The 24554-nt window shown below is 31.9% G+C and carries 18 protein-coding genes; 14 read left to right on the plus strand and 4 right to left on the minus strand.

What is annotated here, in order from left to right; translation table 11 throughout:
- Window positions 1-173: 173 nt before the first annotated feature.
- The 3 genes from BTO04_RS09405 to BTO04_RS09415 are packed head-to-tail and all read left to right on the plus strand — an operon-like array spanning window position 174 to window position 4001.
- Window positions 174-1499 carry a sugar porter family MFS transporter gene (locus BTO04_RS09405; protein ID WP_087564250.1) on the plus strand — a complete coding sequence of 442 codons (1326 nt, stop codon included), beginning with the start codon at window positions 174-176 and terminating at the stop codon, window positions 1497-1499.
- Window positions 1489-3108, plus strand: a complete 1620-nt coding sequence (locus tag BTO04_RS09410; protein ID WP_087564251.1) for a glycoside hydrolase family 32 protein — start codon at window positions 1489-1491, stop codon at window positions 3106-3108. Before BTO04_RS09405 ends, BTO04_RS09410 begins: the two co-directional genes overlap by 11 nt.
- Window positions 3109-3119: 11 nt before the next feature.
- Complete coding sequence (locus BTO04_RS09415) at window positions 3120-4001, plus strand: carbohydrate kinase (RefSeq protein ID WP_087564252.1); 882 nt, start codon at window positions 3120-3122, stop codon at window positions 3999-4001.
- 2 nt (window positions 4002-4003) lie between these two features.
- Here the strand turns inward: BTO04_RS09415 and BTO04_RS09420 are convergent, their stop codons facing one another.
- Window positions 4004-5029: a LacI family DNA-binding transcriptional regulator gene (locus tag BTO04_RS09420; protein ID WP_087564253.1), complete on the minus strand. Its 1026-nt coding sequence runs from the start codon at window positions 5027-5029 to the stop codon at window positions 4004-4006.
- Window positions 5030-5258: 229 nt separating this feature from the next.
- Between BTO04_RS09420 and azu the strand changes: the two genes are divergently transcribed.
- The gene (azu, locus tag BTO04_RS09425; RefSeq protein ID WP_087564254.1) at window positions 5259-5783 is read left to right on the plus strand and encodes an azurin; all 525 of its coding nucleotides are present in this window, start codon (window positions 5259-5261) and stop codon (window positions 5781-5783) included.
- A gap of 239 nt (window positions 5784-6022) precedes the next feature.
- On the opposite strand, the gene BTO04_RS09430 is transcribed toward azu, so the two are convergent.
- The 3 genes from BTO04_RS09430 to BTO04_RS09440 are packed head-to-tail and all read right to left on the minus strand — an operon-like array spanning window position 6023 to window position 9174.
- A complete protein-coding gene (locus BTO04_RS09430) occupies window positions 6023-6826 on the minus strand; it encodes a DUF1080 domain-containing protein (RefSeq protein WP_087564255.1) in 804 nt (267 codons plus the stop codon).
- 34 nt (window positions 6827-6860) lie between these two features.
- A complete protein-coding gene (locus tag BTO04_RS09435) occupies window positions 6861-7460 on the minus strand; it encodes a gluconate 2-dehydrogenase subunit 3 family protein (protein WP_087564256.1) in 600 nt (199 codons plus the stop codon).
- A gap of 10 nt (window positions 7461-7470) precedes the next feature.
- Complete coding sequence (locus tag BTO04_RS09440; protein WP_087564257.1) at window positions 7471-9174, minus strand: GMC oxidoreductase; 1704 nt, start codon at window positions 9172-9174, stop codon at window positions 7471-7473.
- Between the two features lie 137 nt (window positions 9175-9311).
- Between BTO04_RS09440 and BTO04_RS09445 the strand changes: the two genes are divergently transcribed.
- From BTO04_RS09445 to BTO04_RS09490, 10 genes are all read left to right on the plus strand, one after another.
- On the plus strand, window positions 9312-10331 hold the full coding sequence (locus tag BTO04_RS09445; RefSeq protein WP_087565378.1) for a helix-turn-helix transcriptional regulator: 1020 nt from the start codon (window positions 9312-9314) through the stop codon (window positions 10329-10331).
- Window positions 10332-10424: 93 nt separating this feature from the next.
- On the plus strand, window positions 10425-11405 hold the full coding sequence (locus BTO04_RS09450) for a sugar phosphate isomerase/epimerase (protein ID WP_087564258.1): 981 nt from the start codon (window positions 10425-10427) through the stop codon (window positions 11403-11405).
- Window positions 11406-11427: 22 nt separating this feature from the next.
- A complete protein-coding gene (locus BTO04_RS09455; protein WP_087564259.1) occupies window positions 11428-12657 on the plus strand; it encodes a nucleoside permease in 1230 nt (409 codons plus the stop codon).
- A gap of 8 nt (window positions 12658-12665) precedes the next feature.
- The gene (locus BTO04_RS09460) at window positions 12666-13811 is read left to right on the plus strand and encodes a Gfo/Idh/MocA family protein (protein ID WP_087564260.1); all 1146 of its coding nucleotides are present in this window, start codon (window positions 12666-12668) and stop codon (window positions 13809-13811) included.
- Window positions 13811-14866 (plus strand): sugar phosphate isomerase/epimerase, encoded by a 1056-nt coding sequence (locus BTO04_RS09465; RefSeq protein ID WP_087564261.1) that lies wholly within the window; start codon window positions 13811-13813, stop codon window positions 14864-14866. The genes BTO04_RS09460 and BTO04_RS09465 overlap by 1 nt, the downstream gene beginning before the upstream one ends.
- A 1-nt stretch (window position 14867) precedes the next feature.
- Window positions 14868-15665, plus strand: coding sequence for a DUF1080 domain-containing protein (locus BTO04_RS09470; RefSeq protein WP_087564262.1), 798 nt, complete (start codon window positions 14868-14870; stop codon window positions 15663-15665).
- Window positions 15666-15829: 164 nt separating this feature from the next.
- On the plus strand, window positions 15830-18829 hold the full coding sequence (locus tag BTO04_RS09475; RefSeq protein WP_087564263.1) for a SusC/RagA family TonB-linked outer membrane protein: 3000 nt from the start codon (window positions 15830-15832) through the stop codon (window positions 18827-18829).
- 13 nt (window positions 18830-18842) lie between these two features.
- Complete coding sequence (locus BTO04_RS09480; protein WP_087564264.1) at window positions 18843-20450, plus strand: RagB/SusD family nutrient uptake outer membrane protein; 1608 nt, start codon at window positions 18843-18845, stop codon at window positions 20448-20450.
- Window positions 20451-20721: 271 nt separating this feature from the next.
- Window positions 20722-23979, plus strand: a complete 3258-nt coding sequence (locus tag BTO04_RS09485) for a VCBS repeat-containing protein (RefSeq protein WP_087564265.1) — start codon at window positions 20722-20724, stop codon at window positions 23977-23979.
- Window positions 23966-24541: a hypothetical protein gene (locus BTO04_RS09490; RefSeq protein WP_087565379.1), complete on the plus strand. Its 576-nt coding sequence runs from the start codon at window positions 23966-23968 to the stop codon at window positions 24539-24541. Before BTO04_RS09485 ends, BTO04_RS09490 begins: the two co-directional genes overlap by 14 nt.
- The last annotated feature ends 13 nt before the right edge of the window (window positions 24542-24554 follow it).

Raw genomic sequence — 24554 nt, forward strand, 5'->3', positions numbered from 1 at the left:
ATAAAGTTTACCCAAAGATGTCTGTTTTTTATTAAATAGAGAAGTGATGAAATGAAAAGATACAGATTTGTATCCCGAAAACGATTTCGGTTACTTAATTGCTAATTAACAATTAAATACACCATCATTAATCTTCTGTTTTATTAGTTTTAGAAAAAATTAACAACTAAAACATGAACAAAAAAATATTAATTTGGTCTGTAACAGCCGCTTTAGCAGGGTTTCTATTTGGTTTTGATACAGTAGTAATTTCTGGAGCTGATAAAAAGCTACAAGCACTTTGGGGCTCTTCTGATGCTTTTCATGGATCTGTTGTTATGGCAATGGCACTTTGGGGAACTGTAATTGGCGCATTATTTGGAGGAATTCCCACAAATAGATTAGGAAGAAAGAAAACGTTAATTTGGATTGGCGTCTTTTATTTTGTCTCAGCAGTAGGATCTTCTTTAGTTAATGACCCTTATACTTTTGCTTTTTTTAGATTTTTAGGAGGTGTTGGTGTTGGTGCTTCAACCATTGCTGCTCCAGCTTATGTTTCTGAAATTTCTCCAGCGAAAGACAGAGGGAGATTAGTAGCATTGTATCAATTTAATATTGTTTTAGGGATTCTGATAGCCTTTTTATCCAATTATTTACTAAGAAATGTAGGAGAAAATGCATGGCGTTGGATGATAGGTATTGAAGCGTTTCCTGCTTTTATTTATACACTACTTATTTTTACTGTGCCAGCAAGCCCACGATGGTTAGTTTCAAAAAACAGAAATGCAGAAGCAAAGCAAGTACTGAAACTTATTAATCCAGATGAAGATTCAGAAAAATTAATGTCAGCAATAAAAAAAGAAAATGAAAGTCATGCCGAAGGAGAAAATATTTTTATGAAAAAATATAGGTTCCCTTTAATCTTGGCATTTTTAATTGCTTTTTTTAATCAATTATCAGGAATTAATGCCTTTTTATATTATGCTCCAAGAATTTTTGAAGAAGCTGGTTTAGGCGAAAGTACTGCCTTATTAAGTAGTATCGGAATTGGGGTAACTAATTTAATATTTACATTATTAGGTGTCTTTTTAATAGATCGTTTAGGAAGAAAAACATTGATGTACATTGGTTCTATAGGTTATATTATTTCATTAAGTTTAGTTTCGATGGCGTTTTTTCTAGATTGGGGTGGTTTAGCTGTACCCATTTTTCTATTTATGTTTATAGCTTCACACGCTATTGGTCAAGGTGCAATAATCTGGGTGTTTATTTCTGAAATTTTCCCAAATCATTTAAGAGCAAGTGGCCAATCTTTTGGTACATCTACACATTGGGTTTTAGCTGCCATAATTCCATCATTAGTTCCAGTACTTTTCTCTACAATTGGAGCGGGAGTTGTCTTTATGGTATTTGCAATTATGATGGTGTTTCAATTGCTATTTGTACTATTTATGATGCCAGAAACCAAAGGAATTTCACTAGAAGAATTAAGTAAAAAATTAATAAAAGATGAAAAATAAAAATAGTTTCAACCTATTATCTGTTTTTTTAATCGCCTTAATTTTTGTTGCTTTTATAAGTTGTAAAAAAGACACAAAAAAGAGTGCCTCAAAATCAATAGCATCAATAGAAAGAAGTACTGAAGAAGTTTTATACAGGCCTAATTTTCATTTTACACCAAAGGCAAATTGGATGAATGATCCTAATGGAATGTTTTATCTAAACGGTAAATATCATTTGTATTTTCAATATTATCCAGAGGGTAATGTTTGGGGACCAATGCACTGGGGACATGCAATTAGCGAAGACATGATTACCTGGCAAGAACAACAAATAGCTCTTTATCCAGATGAATTAGGACTTATTTTTTCAGGAAGTGCTGTCGTTGATAAAAATAATACTTCAGGATTTGGAAAAGACGGTATTACACCAATAGTTGCCATTTATACCTACCATAATATGGATGGTGAAAAAGCAGGAGAATTAAATTTTCAAACCCAAGCCATTGCGTATTCATTAGACGAGGGGATGACATGGACTAAATATGATAAAAACCCAGTAATTTCTAACCCAGGAATTAAAGATTTTAGAGATCCTAAGGTAATTTGGGACGCTAATAGTAGTAAATGGATTATGGCATTGGCGGCGGCTGATAAGATTATGTTTTATAGCTCTACAAATTTAAAAGACTGGAATTTAGAATCAGAATTTGGACAAGAATTTGGACAACATAATGGTATGTGGGAATGCCCAGATTTATTTCCTATAAAAATTGAAGGAACTGATAAAACCAAATGGGTATTAATAGTAAGTATAAACCCTGCAGCGCCAAATGGAGGTAGTGGAACACAATATTTTATTGGTGATTTTGATGGTACTAAGTTTACACTTGACACTAATTTTAAAACACAATTAGAGAAACAAAAAGCAGTCTGGTTAGATTATGGAAGAGATAATTATGCTGGCGTAACATGGTCAAATATCCCAGAGCAAGATGGACGAAAATTATTTATTGGTTGGATGTCTAATTGGGAATACGCAAGAGATGTACCTACAGAAACGTGGCGAAGTGCAATGACAATTCCAAGGGAATTGAAGCTTAAAAAATCTGAAAATAATTATTTATTAGTTTCTAATCCAGTTTCAGAACTATCTAAATATGTTTCTAAAATCATTATTAAAGATACACTGCATGTTAACAGACAGAAAACAATCATTTCTAAAAATGAAGTAGATTTATCACGTATAAGCCTGCAATTAGAAATAAAAAATTTAAATGAAAGTAAATATACTTTTCTATTTCATAATAAATTTGGAGACAGCCTTTCATTTGGTCTAGACAATATTGAAAAGAAATATTTTGTGAATAGACAAAAATCTGGAAAAGTTGCTTTTTCTGATAAATTTTCGAATACAATTTCTAAAGCAAATAGAATGAACTCTTCTAGTACTTTAAATGTTCAAGTACTTATGGATAAAACCTCAATAGAAGTTTTTTATAATGATGGCGAGACAGTAATGACTGAAATATTCTTTCCAAATCAGCCATTTGAAACTTTATCTGTAATTACTTCAGATGAAAAGTTAATTATAGAACACCTAAAAATTGAAGAATTAAAATCTAATTAATTAGTAATAAAATGTCAAATATTGTTTGTTTTGGAGAGGTTCTATGGGATGTATTTCCGTCGTATAAAAAAATTGGAGGCGCTCCACTAAATGTTGCTTTAAGACTTAATTCATTCAAAAATAAAGTAACTATAATAAGCAGTGTAGGTAAAGATGTAAATGGAACTGATTTATTAAACTATATCAAAAAAGAGGGGCTAAACAATTCAGCCATTCAAATTAATGAAGAATTTAATACCAGTGAAGTAATTGTAAGTTTAGATAAAGCAGGAGCTGCAAGTTATAGTATAGAATTCCCATGCGCATGGGATTATATAACTATAAACGACACTATTTTAAGTACTGTAAAAAAATCTGATGCTTTTATTTTTGGTAGTTTAATTGCAAGAAATGAGTTATCTTATAACACTTTGTTACAACTTATAAATGTTGCACCTTTTAAAGTATTTGATGTAAACTTAAGACCTCCACATTATAAAATAAATGTATTAATAGCGTTAATGCAAAAAGCAGATTTCATTAAATTTAATGATGATGAGTTATTTGAAATATGTAAAAAGCTAGATTTTAACTCAGGTGATTTAAAAAAGAACATTGAATTTATTTCTAAAAAAACAATTACAAATACTATTTGTGTAACTCTAGGAGGAAAAGGAGCCGTTCTTTTTATAAATAAAACTTATTATTTTAATGATGGTTATAAAGTGAATGTAAGAGATACTGTAGGAGCTGGAGATTCATTTTTAGCTACACTTATACATAAATTACTGAAAAAAGAAACACCACAAAATGCAATTGATTTTGCATGTGCCGTTGGTGCTTTAGTAGCATCAAGTGTGGGTGCAAACCCAAAAATATCAAATAAAAATATAATTGAGTTCATTAAGAGATAAAGTTAAATACTTTTGGTAGAACCTCTTGCAATTACGTGCGTAGGCAACTCAATGATTTGCGGTTCACTCTTGCCTCCTTCTTTTAATTGTTTGATATTTTCAAGTAATAATTTAAAAGCTTTTTCCCCCATTTCATATCCTGGTTGATTAATAGTAGATAATTTGGGCGATGTAATCTGCGTAAGAAACCAATTACTAAAACCCATAATAGAAATTTTATTTGGTACATCAATTTTCATTTCTTTAAATCTAGCCAAAACACCTGTTGCTAAAAGATCTGTAAGAGCAAAAACACCATCTAAGTCTGGATGATCAGAAGTCATTTTACTAGCTAGCGTATAACCATCTTCATATGATAAATTTTCACTAACATAAACCAAAGATTTATCGTAGATTATATCATGTTTTTCTAGAGCTCTTCTATATCCTTTTAATCTATCAATTGTTGTTTGAGGTTTAAGCACACCGCTTAAATGTGCTATTTTTTTACATCCAGTTTTAATAAGGTATTCAGTAGCGTTAAAAGCTGCTTTAACATCATCAATTATTACTTTTGAACAATTAATACTTCTGGATACCCTATCATATAAAACAATGGGGGTACCTTGATTAATTATTTCTTTTATATGATTAAAACGTATTGTATCCCCTGATAATGATAATAAAATACCGTCAACATTTTTTCTTACTAGAACTTCTAGTAATTCTTCTTCATGAATATTAGATTCATCGGATTTAAGAACAATTACTAGATACCCTTCCTTTTCTGCAGTATTAATAACACCATTAATAATGTTTGAAAAAAAATGATGTACAATTTCTGGTATAATAAGCCCTATAGTTCTAGACTCTTGATTTCTAAGATTTTGAGCAAAAGAGTTCGGCTTATAATTTAAGGCCTCTGCAAGGTTAAGTACTTTTAATCTTGTTTCATTATTAACATCCGGGTAATTCTTTAATGCTTTTGATACTGTAGCAACAGAAATTTTTAGCTTTTCTGCAATTATTTTTAATGTTACTTTTTGCATTATTTATTATTCTATATTATAGAAATGTAATCTACAATTTTTCTTTAAAAAAACAGTTCATTATACATTAATTGTTTCAAATTATATGAATAAAATAGCCTCATGCCTTTTCAAATATAAATCACAATTATGACACTAAATTAGTGAATGAAATTTCATTGTAAAACACTTTAAACCTTGTATTTATTGATAAATTTTGTATCTTTATATACTATTTAAAACATAAAAAATGAAACAAATTTTAATTGCAGTTATTAGTCTATTTGTATTAGTAAGCTGTGGAAAAAGCAAAAAAGAGGATGCTGTTAAAGAAGAAATAAAAGCTACTAAAAAAGTAGAAAAAATGGCTAAACCTTCTGCGGTAACAGTAGATGAAAATGGTGTAGCAAATATTTTGATAACAACAAATGATGTTATGAAATTTAATGTCAAAAAAATAACTATAAAAGTAGGTCAGAAAATAAAATTGACTTTAAAACATACAGGAAAATTAGATAAAAGAATTATGGGCCATAATGTGGTGATTTTACAAAAGGGTGTAAAACTTTCTACATTTGCTCAAAAAGCAGCAACTTCTAAAGAGAATGATTATATTCCTGAAGGAACAACAGATGTAATTGCTCATACTAAAATAATTGGTGGTGGAGAAATAACAACTATTGAATTTACTGCACCAGAAAAAGGTATCTATGATTTTATATGTAGTTTTCCAGCACATTTTGCAATGATGAAAGGAAAGTTTATCGTAGAATAACTTTAGAAACAAGTGCTATTTTATATACTTTGTGTACTGTTGGTTTTTTAAAACCTCATTACTTTTAAAGATTTTTATAAAAATTTACAGTACTAAGAATTAAATAAAAAAGCTAAATTTCTATCTATAGAAATTTAGCTTTTTTACATTAAAATATGAATGATAATCTTGCTTATTAAAGATCCAAATAATTAGCAACCGTACTACTTTTTGTTAATAGTAAGTTTTACAAATAAGCGCTAAAACTCAATTATTTCTATGTTTTTAAATTCTATAGGATGACTCTCGCTTTGTAAAGAAATATAACCACTTGTTAGTAGTTGACCATCTTTAACCTGAACTTCTTTAGAGGTAGCATCTAAAAACTCACCTCCAATAGTAGGTTTAGAATAAGACATTACAAGCTTACCATCTATGTAATGTTTTATAGAATCTTTGTTTACAATAACTTCTGCAGTAATCCATTCTTCACCGTAATAAGTTTTACAGTTTGCCGTAACACAATGTTCAGTAATTTGATTACCCTCCATTACAACATGGGTTCCTGGTGTGCATAAACTTCCTGAAGGACGTAATTCATCCTTTTTTACACCACCTAAAAGTTGTACTTCTAAAGAAATTGGAAACGCTTGTTTTAATAACATTGTTTCAGGAGATTGACAATGTATCATAATCCCACTATTTTTTGCTGCCCAAGATTTTCCTCCAGTAGCTTGCTCACCTACAAATCGATATTTTAATCTTAATTTGTAATTAGAAAAAGGAGTTTTATAAAACAAGTGCCCAAATTGGTCTGTAAAATTATCATAATTATCATAAGATACTTTTATAACACCATTTTCTACTTGAAAAGTATTCTTATAGTTGTTATTAAGTTCGTAACCATTAATTTTAGGAATCCATCCCTCTAAATTTTTTCCATTAAATAATGGTTTCCACTGTTTACTAGACCCCGCTTTAAGTGACGTATTTTTTGTTTCTTTTTTACAGCTAAAAAAAGCAACAAAAACGATGAATACTATTATTTTTAAAAAATGCTTCATGTTCTGTTGCTTTATTTATTTAATAACTTTAAGACTAAAGAGAAAATGATTTCCCCCCTGTTAATTCTTGTAGATCTCCACAAAAATATTGAGAAGGAATTGGATCATATATTAATACATTTTCTCCAATTTGCTCTGTAGTTGTATAAGCATTAATAGTCATCCATTTTAAATTGTTTAAAAACTCTGACTTAGTAGGTATTAAAGATGCTGGGTTTGCTAATCGTTCTTCATCAGTTTCTCCTTTTAATAACATGTGCTTATCTAAAAGACCTTTATAATCTTCTATTGTAACAGTATCCCAAGATGCTTCATTGTCTGGTTTAAGTATTGAAATAATAGTATCAAAAGCAACTTTAACATTGCCTTGATCCTCATCGTCTAACACTTCGTTTAAATATTTATCTATAAATTCTGGAACATTAACTTCTGTAGCAGAAGGTAAACCTTCTGTTTTTGGTAAAATCACATCTACAATATTTAATAATGCAACACTTTGATCTATCGTTAAAAATTCTGGAACCCATTTTGCAACATCGCTTTTACAGCTTTGCATTAAAGTAAGTATTGATGGTGTTACTACAAAAAAACCTGCAGCAAGACCTATGTTTTTTAAAGCTTGTCTTCTTTCCATTTTAAAAATTTTAACTGTTATTTTTTTTCAATTGTTCTGCTGCATGATTTGCTGCTCTAGCCGTAAAAGCCATATACGTTAACGAAGGATTTTGACAACCAGCAGATGTCATAAAAGAACCATCTGTAACATATACGTTTGAACATGTATGAACTTGATTGTATTCATTTAAAACAGATGTTTTAGGGTCACGACCCATTCTTGCAGTTCCCATTTCATGAATCCCTAATCCCATAGCAGTATTTTCACCCCTGTCATAGCCTTGTACTTCTTTAAAGCCAGCAGTTTTTAACATGTTTTCTGCTTGAACTCTCATATCTTCTCTCATTGCCATTTCGTTTTCTCCAAAAGCAGCATCAAAAGTAACGGTTGGTAAACCCCATTCATCAAGTTTTTCGTAATCCATATACATACGATTACTATGGTCAGGAAGTGTTTCGCCAAAAGCTAATAAATTAACATTCCATTCTCCAGGTTTTAAGATTGCTTCTTTTAATTCTGGCCCATATTTTAATTCTGCTACCATTTCAGACATACTAGATCTACTAGCTCCACCTTGATATCCATAACCTCTTTTAAAGGTTTTAGAATCTGTGTTACCTCCTAAATTTCTAAACCTAGGAATATAGATACCGTTTGCACGTCTTCCTTTTTCAATTTTATCTTCATAACCATCTGCTTTTGCAACTGCGCCTACATGAAAGTGATGATCCATAAGGTTGTGACCTAATTCTCCACTGTCATTACCTAATCCATTTGGAAAACGCTCAGATTTAGATTGTAATAAAATCGATGCAGATGCTATTGCAGAAGCGCACAAGAAAATAACTTTTGCTTTATACTCAATAACCTCTTTAGTTTCTGCGTCTATAACTTTAACTCCAGTTGCTTTTTTAGTAACATCATCATACATAACTTCATGTACAATAGAATTTGGTCTTAATGTCATATTCCCTGTAGCTTCTGCAGCAGGAAGTGTTGATGAGTTACTACTAAAGTAAGCACCAAAAGGACATCCTCTCATACATCTATCACGATATTGACAAGTACTTCTTCCTTGTCCTGGTTTTGTACCTTCAGTAATATGTGCAGTTCTACCAATAGTTAGTAACCTACCGTCGTCAAAGTTTGCAGAAATTTTACTTTTTAATTCTTTTTCAACACAATTAAGGTTCATTGGTTTTAACAACTTTTGATCCGGTAATTGTTTTAGTCCAAGATTTTCACCACTTACACCAATATATTCTTCTACTTTATCATACCAAGGAGAGATATCTTTATATCTCACTGGCCAGTCAACTGCAATGTTTTCTTTTTTATTTGCTTCAAAATCAATATCACTTAATCTATAAGTTTGTCTTCCCCACATTAAAGAACGACCACCTACGTGATACCCTCTAATCCAATCAAAACGTCTGACTTCATTATAAGGATGTTTTAAATCGTCTACAAAAAAATGTTGATGTGCCTCCTTTGTAACGTAACCCGTCCTATGTTGTTTTGGTTTGCGCTCTTTCGTTTCATTACTCGCTTCTCCTCCATTAGGTAAATCCCAAGGGTCTAAATGTGCTGTAGGGTAATCTTCAACATGTTTTATCATTCTTCCTCTCTCTAGAACAAGTGTTTTAAGCCCTTTTTCACAAAGTTCTTTTGCAGCCCATCCGCCTGAAATTCCTGTGCCTACTACAATGGCATCGTATTGGTGATTTTCCATATTTATATAAGTTATTGTTTATTATATATATTTTTATGTACCTTTTTTTTGGATATTCTAAATTAAAACTAGGTAAAAATACATATTTCTCAGCCAAATTAATTAATTTGCATTTTTATAATGTTCAATATTTTTCAGTGAAATTAAATATACAAAATATAACACCGTTTGAAATAGACGGAATAGAGTATCACGCAGATACTTGTTTACCATTAATTGACGCTGTGTCTAGAAATAAATTAAAGTTCAACGCTTTGGCTAGATACACCTACCCAGGAAAGCGTTTAACCGATGATACAGTAGGGATTAACAGTATTGGCTACTGGGATGCTAACGAGCCTCAAGATTGGGGTTTAGACTGGCACAGAAACGAAGGAATTGAGATTCATTTTTTAGAATCTGGTATAATGCCTTATTCTCAAGAAGGCAAAGAAATGACTCTTTTACCAAATAATTTAACCATAACAAGACCCTGGGAAGCGCATAAAGTTGGGAACCCAAATATTGGAATGGGTCGATTTTATTGGGTTATTTTAGACTTAGACGTTCGTCGTCCACATCAAAACTGGACCTGGCCAGATTGGATTGTTTTAGCCCCAAAAGATCTTGAAAAATTGACAACTATTTTAAGGCAAAATGAAAGAATTTCATGGAAAGCAGATAAACGAATTTTAGATTGTTTTCAAAGGATTGGAAAAGCCGTTGACTCTGACAATAAGGGAAGTAATACTTCAAAAATAAGGTTATTAGTAAATAATTTATTACTATTTCTTTTAGACCTATTACTAATTGATGAAGTAACATTAGATGAAAAATTAATGGATCGATCTAGAAGTGTTAATCTGTTTTTAAAAGAATTAGAGAACAATTTATCTGAAAACTGGACGGTAGAAGAGATGGCAAAATCATCTGGGGTTGGACTCACCCGTTTTACATTTCACTGTAGACAATTAACCAACTTAACACCCATGAAATACCTGATGTTAAAACGTATAGAAATGGCGAAAAAAATTCTAATAGAAAATTTAGATATGAGTGTTTATGATGTTGCTTATTTATGCGGCTTTTCAACCAGTCAATATTTTGCAACAATGTTTAAAAAACAAGAGAAATGTACTCCAAAAGCCTATCGAAAAAAAGCGCTTTCACTCATTTAAATTTGTTTAAAATTTTTCACTGAAAAATTATACACACTAATTTATAGCTATTTTTATAATTTTAATTTCTTAAACATAAAATAACCAAACTAAATGGACTCAAATATCATATCAAAACTAAAACCTTACCTTGTTTTAATAACCTTATTTTTAGCATTACAAAGTTGTAAAAACGAAGTAAAAAAGACGGATGTAAGTACAGCAAAAGAAACGCAAGAAACGACACCTTTTTTTAAACTTTCTTTAGCACAATGGTCATTACATAAATATGTAAATGAAGAAAATGGTTCGCCTTTTAATTTTGCTTCTCAAGCAAAATCAATGGGTTTTGAAGGGTTAGAATATGTAAATCATTTATACACAAAAGAAATTGAAACTTTAGGATTTGATAAAGTAATTGACTCCCTTAAAACGTTAAGTGAAAAGTATGGTATGCAAAATGTGCTAATTATGATAGATGGTCAAGGCGATTTAGCAGACCCAGATGTTGCCGTTAGAAATAAAGCTGTTGAAAATCACAAAAAATGGATAGATGCAGCACAAAAATTAGGATGTCATTCAATTAGAGTAAACACCTTTGGTACAAATGACCCAGCACTTTGGGTACCTTCTGTAGTTGATGGGCTTAAAAAATTATCAACATATGCAGCTACAAAAAATATAAATGTATTATGCGAAAACCACGGATGGTTATCATCTGACGTTCCTGTTCTTATGGATGCCATTTCAAAAGTTAATATGGATAATTGTGGAACACTACCAGATTTTGGTAACTGGTGTGTAAAGCGAAAAGATGGCGCTATGTGGGGAGAATGTTTAGAAGAATACCCTGATAAATACGCAGGTATTGAAGTACTGCTTACCAAGGCAAAAGCAGTAAGTGCAAAAGCTTATGATTTTGATGAAAACGGAAATGAAACAACATTAGATTTTCCTAGAATCATTCAAATGGTAAAAAATTCTGGCTATACAGGATATGTAGGAGTAGAATATGAAGGAGATCGTTTAAGTGAAAAAGAAGGTATTATAGCAATTAGAGATTTATTATTAAAATCTGCCAAAACAGTTAAATAAATATAATTAAGAAAATAAAAAGATGAAAAATTCTACAAAATACCAATTGTCATTCATGATGTTTCTTGAGTTCTTTATTTGGGGCGGATGGTTTGTAACAATGGGAAGTTTTTTAGGAAGTAATTTAGGTGCTTCTGGTGCTGAAACCGGAATGGCATATTCAACTCAATCTTGGGGAGCTATTATTGCTCCTTTTATTATTGGAATGATCGCAGACCGTTATTTTAATGCAGAAAAAATTCTTGGTGTTTTACATCTTATTGGAGCACTATTAATGTATATGATGTCTCAAGCAACAGAATTTAGCGCTTTCTACCCATATGTTTTAGGATATATGATTACTTATATGCCAACATTGGCATTAGTTAATTCTGTTTCTTTTAATCAAATGAGTGATCCCGCTAAACAGTTTCCTATCGTTAGAGTTTGGGGAACAATAGGTTGGATATTGGCTGGTTTAGCAATTAGCTTCCTTTTTAAATGGGATTCTGAAGCAAATATTGCAAACGGAATGTTGTCTAATACTTTTATAATGGTGGCAATTGCTTCTGTTGTATTAGGTATCTTTAGTTTCTTTTTACCAAAAACACCACCCACAGCAAATAGAAATGAAAAAGCTTCAATTTCTGATATATTAGGGCTTGATGCTTTGAAATTATTAAAAGACAGAAACTTTTTAGTCTTCTTTCTGTCTTCATTTTTAATCTGTATTCCATTAGCGTTTTATTATCAAAATATAAGTTTGTTTTTAACAGAATATAAAGTTGATAATTCTACCGCATGGGCCTCTTTAGGACAAATATCTGAAGTGGCATTTATGTTATTATTGCCATTTTTCTTCAAAAAATATGGATTTAAAAACACCGTATTATTTGGAATGTTAGCGTGGATAATTCGTTATGTATTATTTGCATATGGAAATAATGGCGATTTATTCTTTATGTTAATAACAGGTATTGCTTTACATGGTATTTGTTATGATTTCTTCTTTGTTTCTGGACAAATCTATACAGACTCTAAAGCTGGTGAAAAAGTAAAAAGTGCAGCACAAGGTCTAATTACATTAGCAACTTATGGAGTTGGTATGCTCGTTGGGTTTTGGGTAGCCGGTAAAATTGTAGATGCTAATTTAATTGAAGGTGGATTGCATAACTGGGAATCAATATGGATTTTTCCAGCATTATTTGCAGTAGGGGTATTAATACTATTCGCTGTACTGTTTAAAAATGAAAAAATCGAATACAAATCTTAAAAAAATAAATGAGCTCTAAAATTAGATTAGGAATATTAGGCGGAGGTGGCGATTCATTAATTGGTGTTTTACATCGTATAGCATCTGCTATGCATGATAAATATCAAATAGTTGGTGGTGTTTTCAATCCAAATTGGGAAGACAATATTGGTTTTGCTAACAAAATAGGATTGCCAACAAATAGAATATATAAAGATTTTGATACACTTATTGAAGAAGAAATAAAACTTCCAGAAAGTGAAAGAATGCAAGTGGTATCTATATTAACTCCAAATTTTTTGCACTTTTCTATGGCAAAGAAGCTTTTAGAAAATGGGTTTAATGTTATTTGTGAAAAACCAATGACAACTACTTTTGCTGAAGCAGAAATATTAAATGAAACACTTAAAAAAGCAAAAACTGTTTTTGCCGTAACATATACATACACTGGTTACCCTATGATTCGTCAAATGCGCGAAATGATAAAAAACGGGGAGCTAGGAAACATTCAAAAAGTAGATGCACAGTATTATCAAGGATGGATAAACCCTCTTATTCATGATAAAGAAAAGCGTTCTTCAACTTGGCGTTTAAACCCAGAGAAATCTGGAATTAGTTGTTGTATTGGAGATATCGGAACACACGCTTTTGATATGTTAGAATTTGTTTCTGGCGTAAAAATAGAATCTGTTTTAGCAGATTTAAATTACTTGTATTCTGATAATAAAATGGATATTGACGGAACCGTTTTACTTCGTTGTAGTAATAATGTAAAAGGTGTTATTTGTACCAGTCAGATTGCTACAGGTGAAGAAAATAGCTTTATTGTTAAAGTATATGGTGATAAAGCGGGATTAAAATGGGAACAAGAAAACCCCAACTACTTGTACTTAATGGAAGATGGGAAACCTCTTCAAGTACTAAAACCAGGTCATACATATAATAGTGATTTATCTTTAGATGGAACAAAATTACCACCTGGACACCCAGAAGGTATTTTCGATTCTATGGGTAATATCTACAAAGGTGTTGCAAAAGCAATAAACAAAGAATCGTACAATTCAGGCGAGTTTCCAACAATGATTGATGGAGTTCGTGGTATGAGTTTTATAGAAAAAGCAGTAGAATCTCATCAAAATGGAAACGTTTGGGTTAATATAGATAAGATAGATTAATGAAGACAATTAAAGGACCAGGTATATTTTTAGCTCAATTTATGGACGATAAAGCGCCATTTAATTCATTAGATGGATTGTGTAAATGGGCGTCAGACTTAGGCTATATAGGTGTGCAAATTCCTACGTTAGATAAATCAATTATCGATTTAGATATTGCTGCAGAGAGCCAGACGTATTGCGATGAATTTAAAGGAAGAATAAATAGCTACGGATTAGAAATAACAGAACTATCAACACATATACAAGGCCAGTTAGTTGCTGTACATCCAGCACACGATATAATGTTTGATGTTTTTGTACCAAAAGAATTAAAAGGAAAGTACAAAGAAAGAACAGCTTGGGCTATAGATCAAATGCACAAAGCAGGAAAAACAAGTAGACGCTTAGGTTTAAAAGCCCATGCTACATTTTCTGGTTCATTACTTTGGCCTATGATGCACCCTTGGCCACAGCAACCAAAAGGATTAGTAGAAACAGGTTTTAAAGAACTTGCTGACAGATGGAAACCTATTTTAAATACTTTTGAAGAGAATGGAGTAGCAGTTTGTTACGAAGCTCATCCTGTAGAAGATATTCATGACGGTGACACCTTCGAACGTTTTTTGGAAGCTACTGGAAATCATAAAGCGGTTAACCTTCTTTATGATCCATCACATTTTGTATTACAACAATTAGATTATATAAAATACATAGATCATTATCATGAGTTTATAAAGGCGTTTCATGTAAAAGATTCCGAATTTAATTCCTCTGGAAAAAAAGGAACTTTTGGCGGTTATAACGATTGGAAAAATAGAGCAGGACGTTATCGTTCTCCAGGTGATGGACAAATAGACTTCAAAAAAGTGTTTTCTAAATTAACTGAATACAATTGTGATGTTTGGGCAGTTTTAGAATGGGAATGCGTTATTAAAAGTCCAGAACAAGGCGCTCGTGAAGGCGCTGGATTTATAAAGGACCATATTATTGAGGCAACAAACAAACGCTTTGATGATTTTGCAGGAACAGAAACAACAGATGAAACATATTTAAAAAATATTTTAGGACTATAATATGAAAAAAATAATACTATTATTTTGTTTGAGCTTCGTTTTCGTAGGCTGTAATCAAACTACAAATAAAAAATCAATAACAGAGGAAACTACAACAAATAAAGTTGTAAAAGAACCTACAAAACCAGAAGAAACAGAAATTTGGGAACCGAAACCTAAAGTAATTCATGTTGATTATAAAACTGGAATTCCTTCAGATGCAATTGTGCTTTTTGATGGAACAGATTTTAATGAGTGGATTTCATCAAAAGATTCTACAGCTGTAAAATGGCTTTTAAATAAAGACAATAGCATGACTGTAAAAGATAAAGAAGGAGATATTCAAACAAAAAGAAATTTTGGATCAGTACAACTACATATAGAATGGAAATCTAATTCAGAAGTTAGGGCAAATGGTCAGAACAGAAGTAATAGTGGCGTTTTTCTTCAAAACAGATATGAAGTACAAATTTTAGACAATAATAACAATGATACTTATGTAAATGGACAAGTAGGAGCTATATATAAACAATCAATTCCATTAGTAAAAGCAGCTTCTAAAACGGGAGAATGGAATCGTTATGACATTATATATCATCAACCAATATTTGACACTAAAGGAAAGGTTTCAAAAAAAGCAACAATTACACTGCTACATAATGGTATATTAGTACAAGATCATTTTAAAATAAAAGGAACAACAGAATATATAGGTTGGCCAAAAAACAATGCTCATGGCAAGCAACCTATAAAACTACAAGACCACCAAGATAAAAGCGGGGTTAGCTATAAAAATATATGGGTAAGAGAATTGAAATAGAAAAAAAAATCGAAAACGTTTTCGTTAATTTTTTAATACTATTTTAGTTAAATTACTTTTAAAATCATAAATAATTGTTAATATTACAATCTTTTATAACTGTTTTTACTAATTAAACAAAAATTAGTAAAAAATTCAATTAACTTTTTTAAACTCAAATTTAAATGAAAAACAAATTACTTAAAAAAATAATACTGCCAGTATTAGTATTGATTGGTGGTATTATGTATGGACAAACCGTAACCGGTGTTGTGTCTGACGGTTCTGGTGCGCTACCAGGTGTAAGTGTAAATGTTAAAGGTACTTCTGTAGGTACAGAAACAGACTTTGACGGTAAATATACAATTACAGCAAAAAATGGAGATGTTTTAGTCTTTAGGTCTTTAGGATTTAAGACAGCAGAAAAAACAGTTGATTCAAATACCATTAACATAACCTTAACAGAAGATGCTACATCTTTAGATGAGATTGTAGTTGTTGGTTACGGTAGTTCAGCTAAAAAAGAAATTACCTCATCTGTTACACAAGTTTCTGCAGAGGAATTTAACAGAGGAACAATTGCTGCACCTGCACAATTATTGCAAGGTAAAGTTGCTGGTTTAAGTATCTATAACAAAGGGGGAAATCCTAATGATGATGCAGTAATCAGATTAAGAGGTATTTCTACAGTAGGAGCAAATTCTTCTCCTTTAATTGTTGTTGACGGAGTAATTGGAGCTTCTTTAAACAATGTAGATCCAAATGATATTGCTAGTATGACTGTTCTTAAAGATGGTTCTGCTGCTGCAATTTACGGTACACGTGGTTCTAGTGGGGTTATTATTGTAACTACCAAAAGAGGTAAAGCGGGTATGACACAAGTTTCTTATAGCGGTTCTGTTGCTATGGAGTCTATTCAAAACCAAGTTCAAAACATGACTGGAGATGAATTTGCTGCTGCAGGAGGTACGGATTTAGGAAGTAGAACAGATTGGTTAGACTTAGTTACTCGTTCTGCAGTATCTAAAGTACATAACGTTTCTATGTCTGGTGGACAAGGGAATACAACATTTAGAGCTTCTGCTAACTTTAGAGATGCTGAAGGTGTATTAAGGAAATCTGGATTTAATCAATTCAATACAAGATTTCAAGCTGAAACTAGAATCTTAAACGACAAGTTAAAGATCGGTTTCAATGCTTCTTATACTAAAAAAGATATTGAATACGGATTTAATGATGCATTGCGTTATGCGGTATTGTACAATCCAACTGCTCCAGTATATGGAACAGATTCTCCATATCCTTATAATGGAGACAATTATGGTGGCTACTTTGAAACATTAGGATTGTTTGATAGTTTCAACCCGGTTTCTATTGTGAATCAAAATTCAAATACTGGTGCTCGTAGTGAGTTTACGTATAGCTTGAATATGAAATATGACATTTCAGATGATTTATCTGTAAGTGGTGTTTATTCTGAGCAATCAACAAAACTTACCAATAAAGCATACTACAGACCAACATCTCTATATAGAGGTAATGCTTCTAGTCCTTTAAGAAAAGGTTCTGCTACCTTGTTTACACAAGAAAATGATTTCAAATTATTTGAAATGTTTGCAGATTATAATAAAGATATAACTGATAAAATCAAATTCAAATTTACAGGAGGATATTCTTGGCAAGAAACTAATTATTTCGATTATTCATTAACCGCTGGAGATTTTCCAAACAATGATTTAGAATATATTGATGCATTAGAATGGTCTCAAGATTTAATCAATGCAGGTCAAATTTCAATTGATAGTAATAGATCTCCAGAAGATAGAATTATCGCTTTCTTCGGAAGAGTAAATCTTAGTTTTGATGATGCTATTCACTTTAATGCCTCATTACGTAGAGAAGGTTCTACTAAATTTGGAGAAAACAACAAATGGGGTCTTTTTCCTTCACTTGGTTTAGGTGTTGATGTAAACAAGTATCTTAAACTAAACAATGTTGATTTATTAAAAGCTAGAATTGGTTATGGTGTAACAGGTGCATTACCTAGTGAAAATGGTTTATCTCAAGATGGATATAGTCCAAATGGAAACTTATTATCTTCTGTAGCTTTTAGACAAGCAAATCCAGATTTGAAATGGGAAGAAAAAGCAGAAACAAACTTTGGTATTGACTTTAGTTCAGGACGTTTGTCTGCGACTTTAGATATCTACTCTAGAAAAGTTTCAGATTTTATCTTGTTTTCAAAAATACAAGATGGAGAATTAGCAGATGGTGTTGTAAAAATAGCTGATAACTGGTTTAACAATGTTGGTGAATTAACAACAAACGGACTTGAATTAAGTTTAGACTATGATATTATTAAGAAACAAGGTTTTACGTATAATTCTGGAATCAATTTCTCTACGTACAAATCTGTATTAGATAAATTTAACGGAAGTACTTCTTTAAGAGGTAACTTAGGTGCTCCAGGACAAAATGGTACTCCAGTAGTATTAGTTGGTGAAGGAGAAGAGATTGGTCAAATTTATGGTGCACTATGGGATGGTACTGTAACAGATGGTAATCAAAACTTTGTAGATGTGAATGGAGATGGTTCTATTGATGTAAACCAAGAGGTTGGAAATGCAATTGATGCAGACGGAGATGGTGTTGTTGACGGAGATTTAAAGAAATTAGGAAAAGGTATTCCAGATTTCGAATTAGGATGGTCACACTCTATTCAATACAAGAACTGGGATGTAAATGCGTTCTTTAGAGGTGCATTTGGACACAGTTTAGTAAATAACTTTAGAGTATTTTATGAGCCAAGAGTTGGTTCTCAAGGTTCTTATAACTACATCAATACAGATCTTGCAAATGCAGAAATTACAACTGCAAAATTCAGTTCATTGTATGTTGAAAAAGCAGATTTTATTAAATTAGATAACTTATCTGTTGGGTATAGCCCAAAAATTTCAGAAGATAACAAATACTTTAAAAGTGTGCGTTTTTCTTTAACAGGTCAAAACTTGTTTACAATTACTGGTTACTCAGGAGCTGATCCAGAACCTTCTTTACAAGATGGAGGTGCTGCAGCTAACGGAGAATTTGTTGGAGGTGCTGATCCTTTAGTACCAGGTATTGACAGAAGATATAATTATTTTGCTGCAAGAACCTTTACATTAGGTGTTAATGTTAACTTTTAAAAAATAAATAGAAATGAAATATACTTATAAATTATTTACAATTTGTTTTGCACTATTAACAATAAGTGCATGTACAAACTTAGATGAAATCTTGGTAGGTGATACTACTTCTCAGTTTAACGGAGAAGAGCCAAGTTTTGGAAATTTTGATGGTGGAGGCGCAGGTCCTTCAGATCCTCTTAGTTCTGCTTTTAATGCATTAAGAAGTTCTGGTTCTGCAAGTCATGGTGGATATTGGTCAGTTCAATCAGTTTCTTCTGATGAAATGGCAATTACACAAAAAGGTGGTGACTGGTATGATGGTGGTATCTGGTTAGATATGCACAGACATACATACACTTCTACAAATGATCCTTTAAATGGAGCATGGGGACAACAATACGATGCTATTGGTGCTTGTAATACTACAATCGCTAATGGAGGTTTAGATGCAAATCAAATGGCACAAGTAAAGGCCTTAAGAGCATTTTTCTATTACCGTTTGTTAGACATGTATGGTAGAGTGAAGATTTTAACGGAAGCAGGTGGAAACCCAGCACAATCTACAAGAGCTGAGCTTTTTAACTTTGTTGAAAGTGAATTATTAGCTTCTTTAGGTGTTGCAAATGTATCTGTAGGGATGGATTTAACAACGAGCCCTTTAGGAACTGCAAATGCTGCATACAGAATTAATCAATTTGCTGCTTTAGGTTTGTTATCTAAATTATATTTGAATGCAGAAGTGTATACAGGTATTGCTATGAATGTAGAAGCTGAAATTGCTGCTGGATATGTAATTGATAATGGTGGATATACATTATGTGGTGTAGGTTGTTCTGTACCTAATGAAGGTAAAAGACCCGCTGTAGACTCTGATCCAGAAACTTTAGAAGGGTATGCAGCAGTTTTTGCACCAAACAATCAAAACAATCCTGAAATTATTTGGTCGATTGCTTATGATAATGTTGAAGGTGGAGGAATGAATTTTGCTCAAATGTCTTTGCACTATGCAAGTCAATTTACTTGGAATTTAGCTGACCAACCTTGGAATGGATATTCTGCTTTAGAAGAATTTTACAATTCTTATGAATCTGCAGATAAGCGTAAAGCTGCCAATTTTATTGTTGGACAACAATTTGATTATTCAGGATCTGCTATTGTAGATTATGCGGAGTCTTCTGAATTGGAATTAATTTTAACTCCATTCATCGACGAATTAGAGCCAAATGCATCTAGAGAAGGTGGTGCACGTTTAGGGAAATTTAGCTCTAGACAAGGACAACGTGCTGAAATGGATAATGATTATCCAATCATCCGTTTAGGAGATTTGTATTTAATACGTGCTGAAGCAAAAGCAAGAGCTGCAGGAGACTGGAGTTTAGCTGCTACTGATGTAAACACGATTAGAGCAAGAGCAGGTTTACCAGCAATGGGAAGTGTAACTGCAGATAGCTTTTTAGCTGAAAGAGGTAGAGAAATGTTTATGGAAGTAACGCGTAGACAAGATTTAATTCGTTTTGGTAAATGGGGTAGCTCATGGTGGGAAAAAACAAATAGTGATGCACACAAAACTATGTTCCCTATTCCACAAGCACAAATTGACGGAAGTGGTGGTACTTTAACTCAGAATCCTGGGTACTAGTACTTATAAAAAATAATTATTTGATTTTAAAGCGGATTACCACTTGGTAATCCGCTTTTTAATTTTAAATCAAAAAATATTCTATAATCAAAAGCAGCTATTTTATCTTTAATATAAAGGCTTTTTTTTATATATTTGAAACATTACCCCTAAGAATAGTTGGTGTAATTTGCTAAGTAAACTGAAAGTTAATTTTTTCTCATAAACAAGATTTGAAGACAAAAAATCAACAAAATTTTTAATGAACAAAATGGTTTTGTAAACCTTTCTTATGGACTTAAAAACAACATATTGTGTCTTTCTATTACTACTTTGTTTTTCTTGTAAAAATGAAGAAAACTCAAAACCTCTTTTTGTTTTAAAAAATAATATTGGAATTACTTTTTCAAACACATTAAAAGAAACAGAACAACTAAATCCATATACCTATAAAAACTTTTATAATGGTGGTGGAGTTGCCATAGGTGATATTAACAACGATGGTTTATTAGACCTCTACTTCAGTGGCAACTTAGTAGATAATCAATTGTACCTTAATAAAGGAAATTGGGAATTTGAAAATATTACAAAAAAAGCACAGGTTGCTTGTAAAGACATCTGGTCTTCGGGAGTCACTTTTGTAGACATTAACCACGATGGTTTTTTAGATATTTATGTGTGTCAAGCGGGTCCTCCAAAAACAGAAAATAGACACAATCAACTCTTTATTAATAACGGTGATTTAACCTTTACAGAACAATCAAAAAAATATGGCTTAGACATTACCGGTTTAGGCGTTCATGCTACTTTTTTTGATTATGATAAAGATGGAGATTTAGATTGCTACCTCTTAAGCAATTCCATTCGTTCCGTTGGAAACTATGATTTGATCAAAGATCAACGAGATAAAGCGACCGATAAAGGAAATAAGTTTTTACGAAATGATAATAACTTTTTTGTAGACATTACCAAAGAAGCGAATATATACTCCAGTGCAATCGGGTTTGGCTTAGGGATTACCGTAAGCGATTATAATAACGATACATGGCCCGATATTTTTGTTTCCAATGATTTTTTTGAAAGAGACTACTTATACATCAATCAACAAGACGGAACTTTTAAAGAAAAATTAACAGCACAATTTGAATCGATTTCTATGGGCTCTATGGGCGTAGATGCCGCAGATTTAAATAACGATTCTAAAACCGATATTATGGTAACCGAAATGTTACCAAAAACAATCCAAAGACAACGTACAAAAACACTCTTTGAATCTTGGACAAAACATGATATGAGCGTCAAAAATGGCTATCATTACCAATTTTCAAGAAATGCATTGCACCAAAATATGGGCAATGACACCTTTATGGAAATAAGTCGTTTCTCTAATGTACACGCTTCCGAATGGAGTTGGTCTACCTTATTATTTGATGCCGATAACGATGGCCTTAAAGACATTTTTATTAGCAATGGTATTTATAAAGACTTACTAGACAGAGACTATTTGACCTATATGGCAAACAGGGAGCAAATAAAAGAAATGATTCAAAATGACAAACAAGTCATGAAGAAATTAATTGATAAAATGCCTTCCAATCCAGTTGCAAATGCGATCTATAAGAACGAAGGGAATTTTCAATTTAAAGATCAAACACAAAACTGGGGACTTCAACAACCGAGTTTTAGCAATGGAAGTGCTTATGGCGATTTAGACAATGACGGCGATTTAGATTTGGTGATTAACAATGTAAACATGCCCGCCTTTATGTATGAAAATACCATAGATAGTGCATCACATAAAAGCATTACACTTCAATTAAAAGAAAATTTTAAAAATACACATGCAATTGGTGCAAAAGCAGAAGTGTTTTATCAGAAAAATAAATATAGCGTTCTAGAAAACTACCCTTCTAGAGGATTTCAAAGCTCTGTGTCTACCAACCTTACCTTTGGTTTGGGTAATTGTGATCGTATTGATAGTTTAAAAATTACATGGAACGATGGCATTACGGATGTTTATAAAGAACTAAAAACAAATACGAGCTACACCTTTAAACCTTCAGGAAAAGGTCTTAAAAACAAACCTCAAGAAGTCTTAACGAAGAAAGAAGATTTAAAACTTGTTGAAAACCTTTTTGTATATAAGCACAAGGAAAACAAAGCGATAGATTTTAATCGAGAGCAATTGTTACCCGAAATGTACAATAATGAAGGCCCACATATTGCAAGTGCAGATGTTAATAATGATGGAGCTTCAGATTTTTATATTGGTGGGGCTAAAGGACAAACGGGAACTTTATTTCTTTCAAAATCGAATGAAACGTACGAGGCTGTTAAAAAACCTTTTGCGATACATTCTTCTTCCGAAGACACCGATGCTGTTTTTTTTGATAGTGACAATGATGGTGATTTAGACTTGTATATTACCAGTGGTGGAAAATCATTTTCTAAATATGACTTTTCTTTACACGATAGATTGTATTTAAATGATGGTACTGGAAATTTTACAGTGAGTAAAACTCCATTGCCTTTTAAAACTCCTATGAGCTCATCTGCAGTAGCAGTCTATGATTTTGACCATGATGGAGATCAGGATATTTTTATAGGTGAACGTTTTAAACTAGCTACCTACGGAATTCCTGTACACGGATATTTATTAGAAAATAAAGGAAATAACAAGTATAAGTTCTCATCACAAAAGGCACTCAAAAATATTGGCTTAATTACAGATGCCACATGGGAAGACCTTAACAATGACGGAGTAAAAGAATTGGTGGTTGCAGGTGAATGGATGCCGATTAGTGTTTTTAAGATAACTGACGGAAAATTAATAAACGCAACCAAAGAGTTTGGGTTGGAAAATTCGAATGGCTTTTGGAAAACGATAAAAATTGTAGACATTGATGCCGATGGTGATTTGGATATCATTGCAGGGAACAAAGGAGAAAACACCCTTTTTGAAAAAGGAATGAGAATGTATGTTTCAGATTTTGATAAAAATGGGACGGTAGAAGCTATTATTTGTTATAAAAAAGGAGATGCCTATTACCCAATTGTAGATAGGGATGAATTGATTGGACAAATTGCCAGTTTAAAACACCAACTACTCTATTATAAAGAATATGAAAATGCAACGATGGAGTCTATTTTTTCAAAAGAACAACTTCAAAATGCAACAATACTAGAAATAAAAACAGTTGCAACAACACTTTTTGTAAATAATGAAACGCTATTTTCACCCTTAAGATTTCCAAACAAAATTCAGTATTCAAACGTTGCAGCCATTGAAACCATAGACGTTAATAATGATGGAAACTTAGATATTTTATTTGGAGGAAATCAATACCTTGTAAAACCCCAATTCGGGAGGCAAGATGCTTCAAAGGGATGGTTATTATACGGTTCTGGAGATAAAAATATTTTTAATAAAATACGTACTTTAGAAATACAGGGACAAATTAGAGATTTTTGGAAAGGTGAAATCAACCATAAAAAACACGTATTAGCAACGATAAATAATGAAAGCTTACAGTTTTATGAAATACAATAAATTAATGAAAGGAAGTTTCCTTATTGGAATTCTATTTATATACTCCTGTCAATCAGACTATTCAAAATTAGTGAAAAAAGAATTAGCCAGTAATGTAAAAAATGACACCCTTTTTAACACCCTCAGATTTGGGAATACAAGAAAAGAGTTTTATGAAATTTGCTGGGATTTGAATAAAAAAGGAATCGCAACTCATGGAGAAAACAATAATTATGTCAAGAAATACTTGGTACCTAAAGACAGTGTTGACAAATTAAAAACAATAAAAATGTTGTTTTATGCTAGGTTTGATTCTAGTGATAAAATAACAGCGATGGACATGAAATTTTCATACTCAGCTTGGGCGCCTTGGAACAAGGATTTATTGGCAGATGCTTTACTTCCGGTACTAAAAGATAGCTTATTGAAATGGTACCCTGGAAATTCATTTATGAAAATGAAAGATGGAATTGACGTAAAAATAGATGGAAATAGGCAAATCCAAATCAAAAAAGAGTCAAACAGAAATGTTTCTGTCTTAATAGAAAATTTAGAATACAAATACAACACCTTAGTTGATTAAAAAATAGAGAGAA

Origin of the sequence: Polaribacter sp. SA4-10 (assembly GCF_002163835.1) — a bacterium.
Lineage (GTDB): Bacteria > Bacteroidota > Bacteroidia > Flavobacteriales > Flavobacteriaceae > Polaribacter.

Bases quoted from the DNA above. Each gene is read 5' to 3' on its own strand.
- BTO04_RS09405 (WP_087564250.1), top strand. From the start codon at position 174: ATGAACAAAAAAATATTAATTTGGTCTGTAACAGCCGCTTTAGCAGGG.
- BTO04_RS09410 (WP_087564251.1), top strand. From the start codon at position 1,489: ATGAAAAATAAAAATAGTTTCAACCTATTATCTGTTTTTTTAATCGCC.
- BTO04_RS09415 (WP_087564252.1), top strand. From the start codon at position 3,120: ATGTCAAATATTGTTTGTTTTGGAGAGGTTCTATGGGATGTATTTCCG.
- BTO04_RS09420 (WP_087564253.1), bottom strand. From the start codon at position 5,029: ATGCAAAAAGTAACATTAAAAATAATTGCAGAAAAGCTAAAAATTTCT.
- azu (WP_087564254.1), top strand. From the start codon at position 5,259: ATGAAACAAATTTTAATTGCAGTTATTAGTCTATTTGTATTAGTAAGC.
- BTO04_RS09430 (WP_087564255.1), bottom strand. From the start codon at position 6,826: ATGAAGCATTTTTTAAAAATAATAGTATTCATCGTTTTTGTTGCTTTT.
- BTO04_RS09435 (WP_087564256.1), bottom strand. From the start codon at position 7,460: ATGGAAAGAAGACAAGCTTTAAAAAACATAGGTCTTGCTGCAGGTTTT.
- BTO04_RS09440 (WP_087564257.1), bottom strand. From the start codon at position 9,174: ATGGAAAATCACCAATACGATGCCATTGTAGTAGGCACAGGAATTTCA.
- BTO04_RS09450 (WP_087564258.1), top strand. From the start codon at position 10,425: ATGGACTCAAATATCATATCAAAACTAAAACCTTACCTTGTTTTAATA.
- BTO04_RS09455 (WP_087564259.1), top strand. From the start codon at position 11,428: ATGAAAAATTCTACAAAATACCAATTGTCATTCATGATGTTTCTTGAG.
- BTO04_RS09460 (WP_087564260.1), top strand. From the start codon at position 12,666: ATGAGCTCTAAAATTAGATTAGGAATATTAGGCGGAGGTGGCGATTCA.
- BTO04_RS09465 (WP_087564261.1), top strand. From the start codon at position 13,811: ATGAAGACAATTAAAGGACCAGGTATATTTTTAGCTCAATTTATGGAC.
- BTO04_RS09470 (WP_087564262.1), top strand. From the start codon at position 14,868: ATGAAAAAAATAATACTATTATTTTGTTTGAGCTTCGTTTTCGTAGGC.
- BTO04_RS09475 (WP_087564263.1), top strand. From the start codon at position 15,830: ATGAAAAACAAATTACTTAAAAAAATAATACTGCCAGTATTAGTATTG.
- BTO04_RS09480 (WP_087564264.1), top strand. From the start codon at position 18,843: ATGAAATATACTTATAAATTATTTACAATTTGTTTTGCACTATTAACA.
- BTO04_RS09485 (WP_087564265.1), top strand. From the start codon at position 20,722: ATGGACTTAAAAACAACATATTGTGTCTTTCTATTACTACTTTGTTTT.
- BTO04_RS09490 (WP_087565379.1), top strand. From the start codon at position 23,966: ATGAAATACAATAAATTAATGAAAGGAAGTTTCCTTATTGGAATTCTA.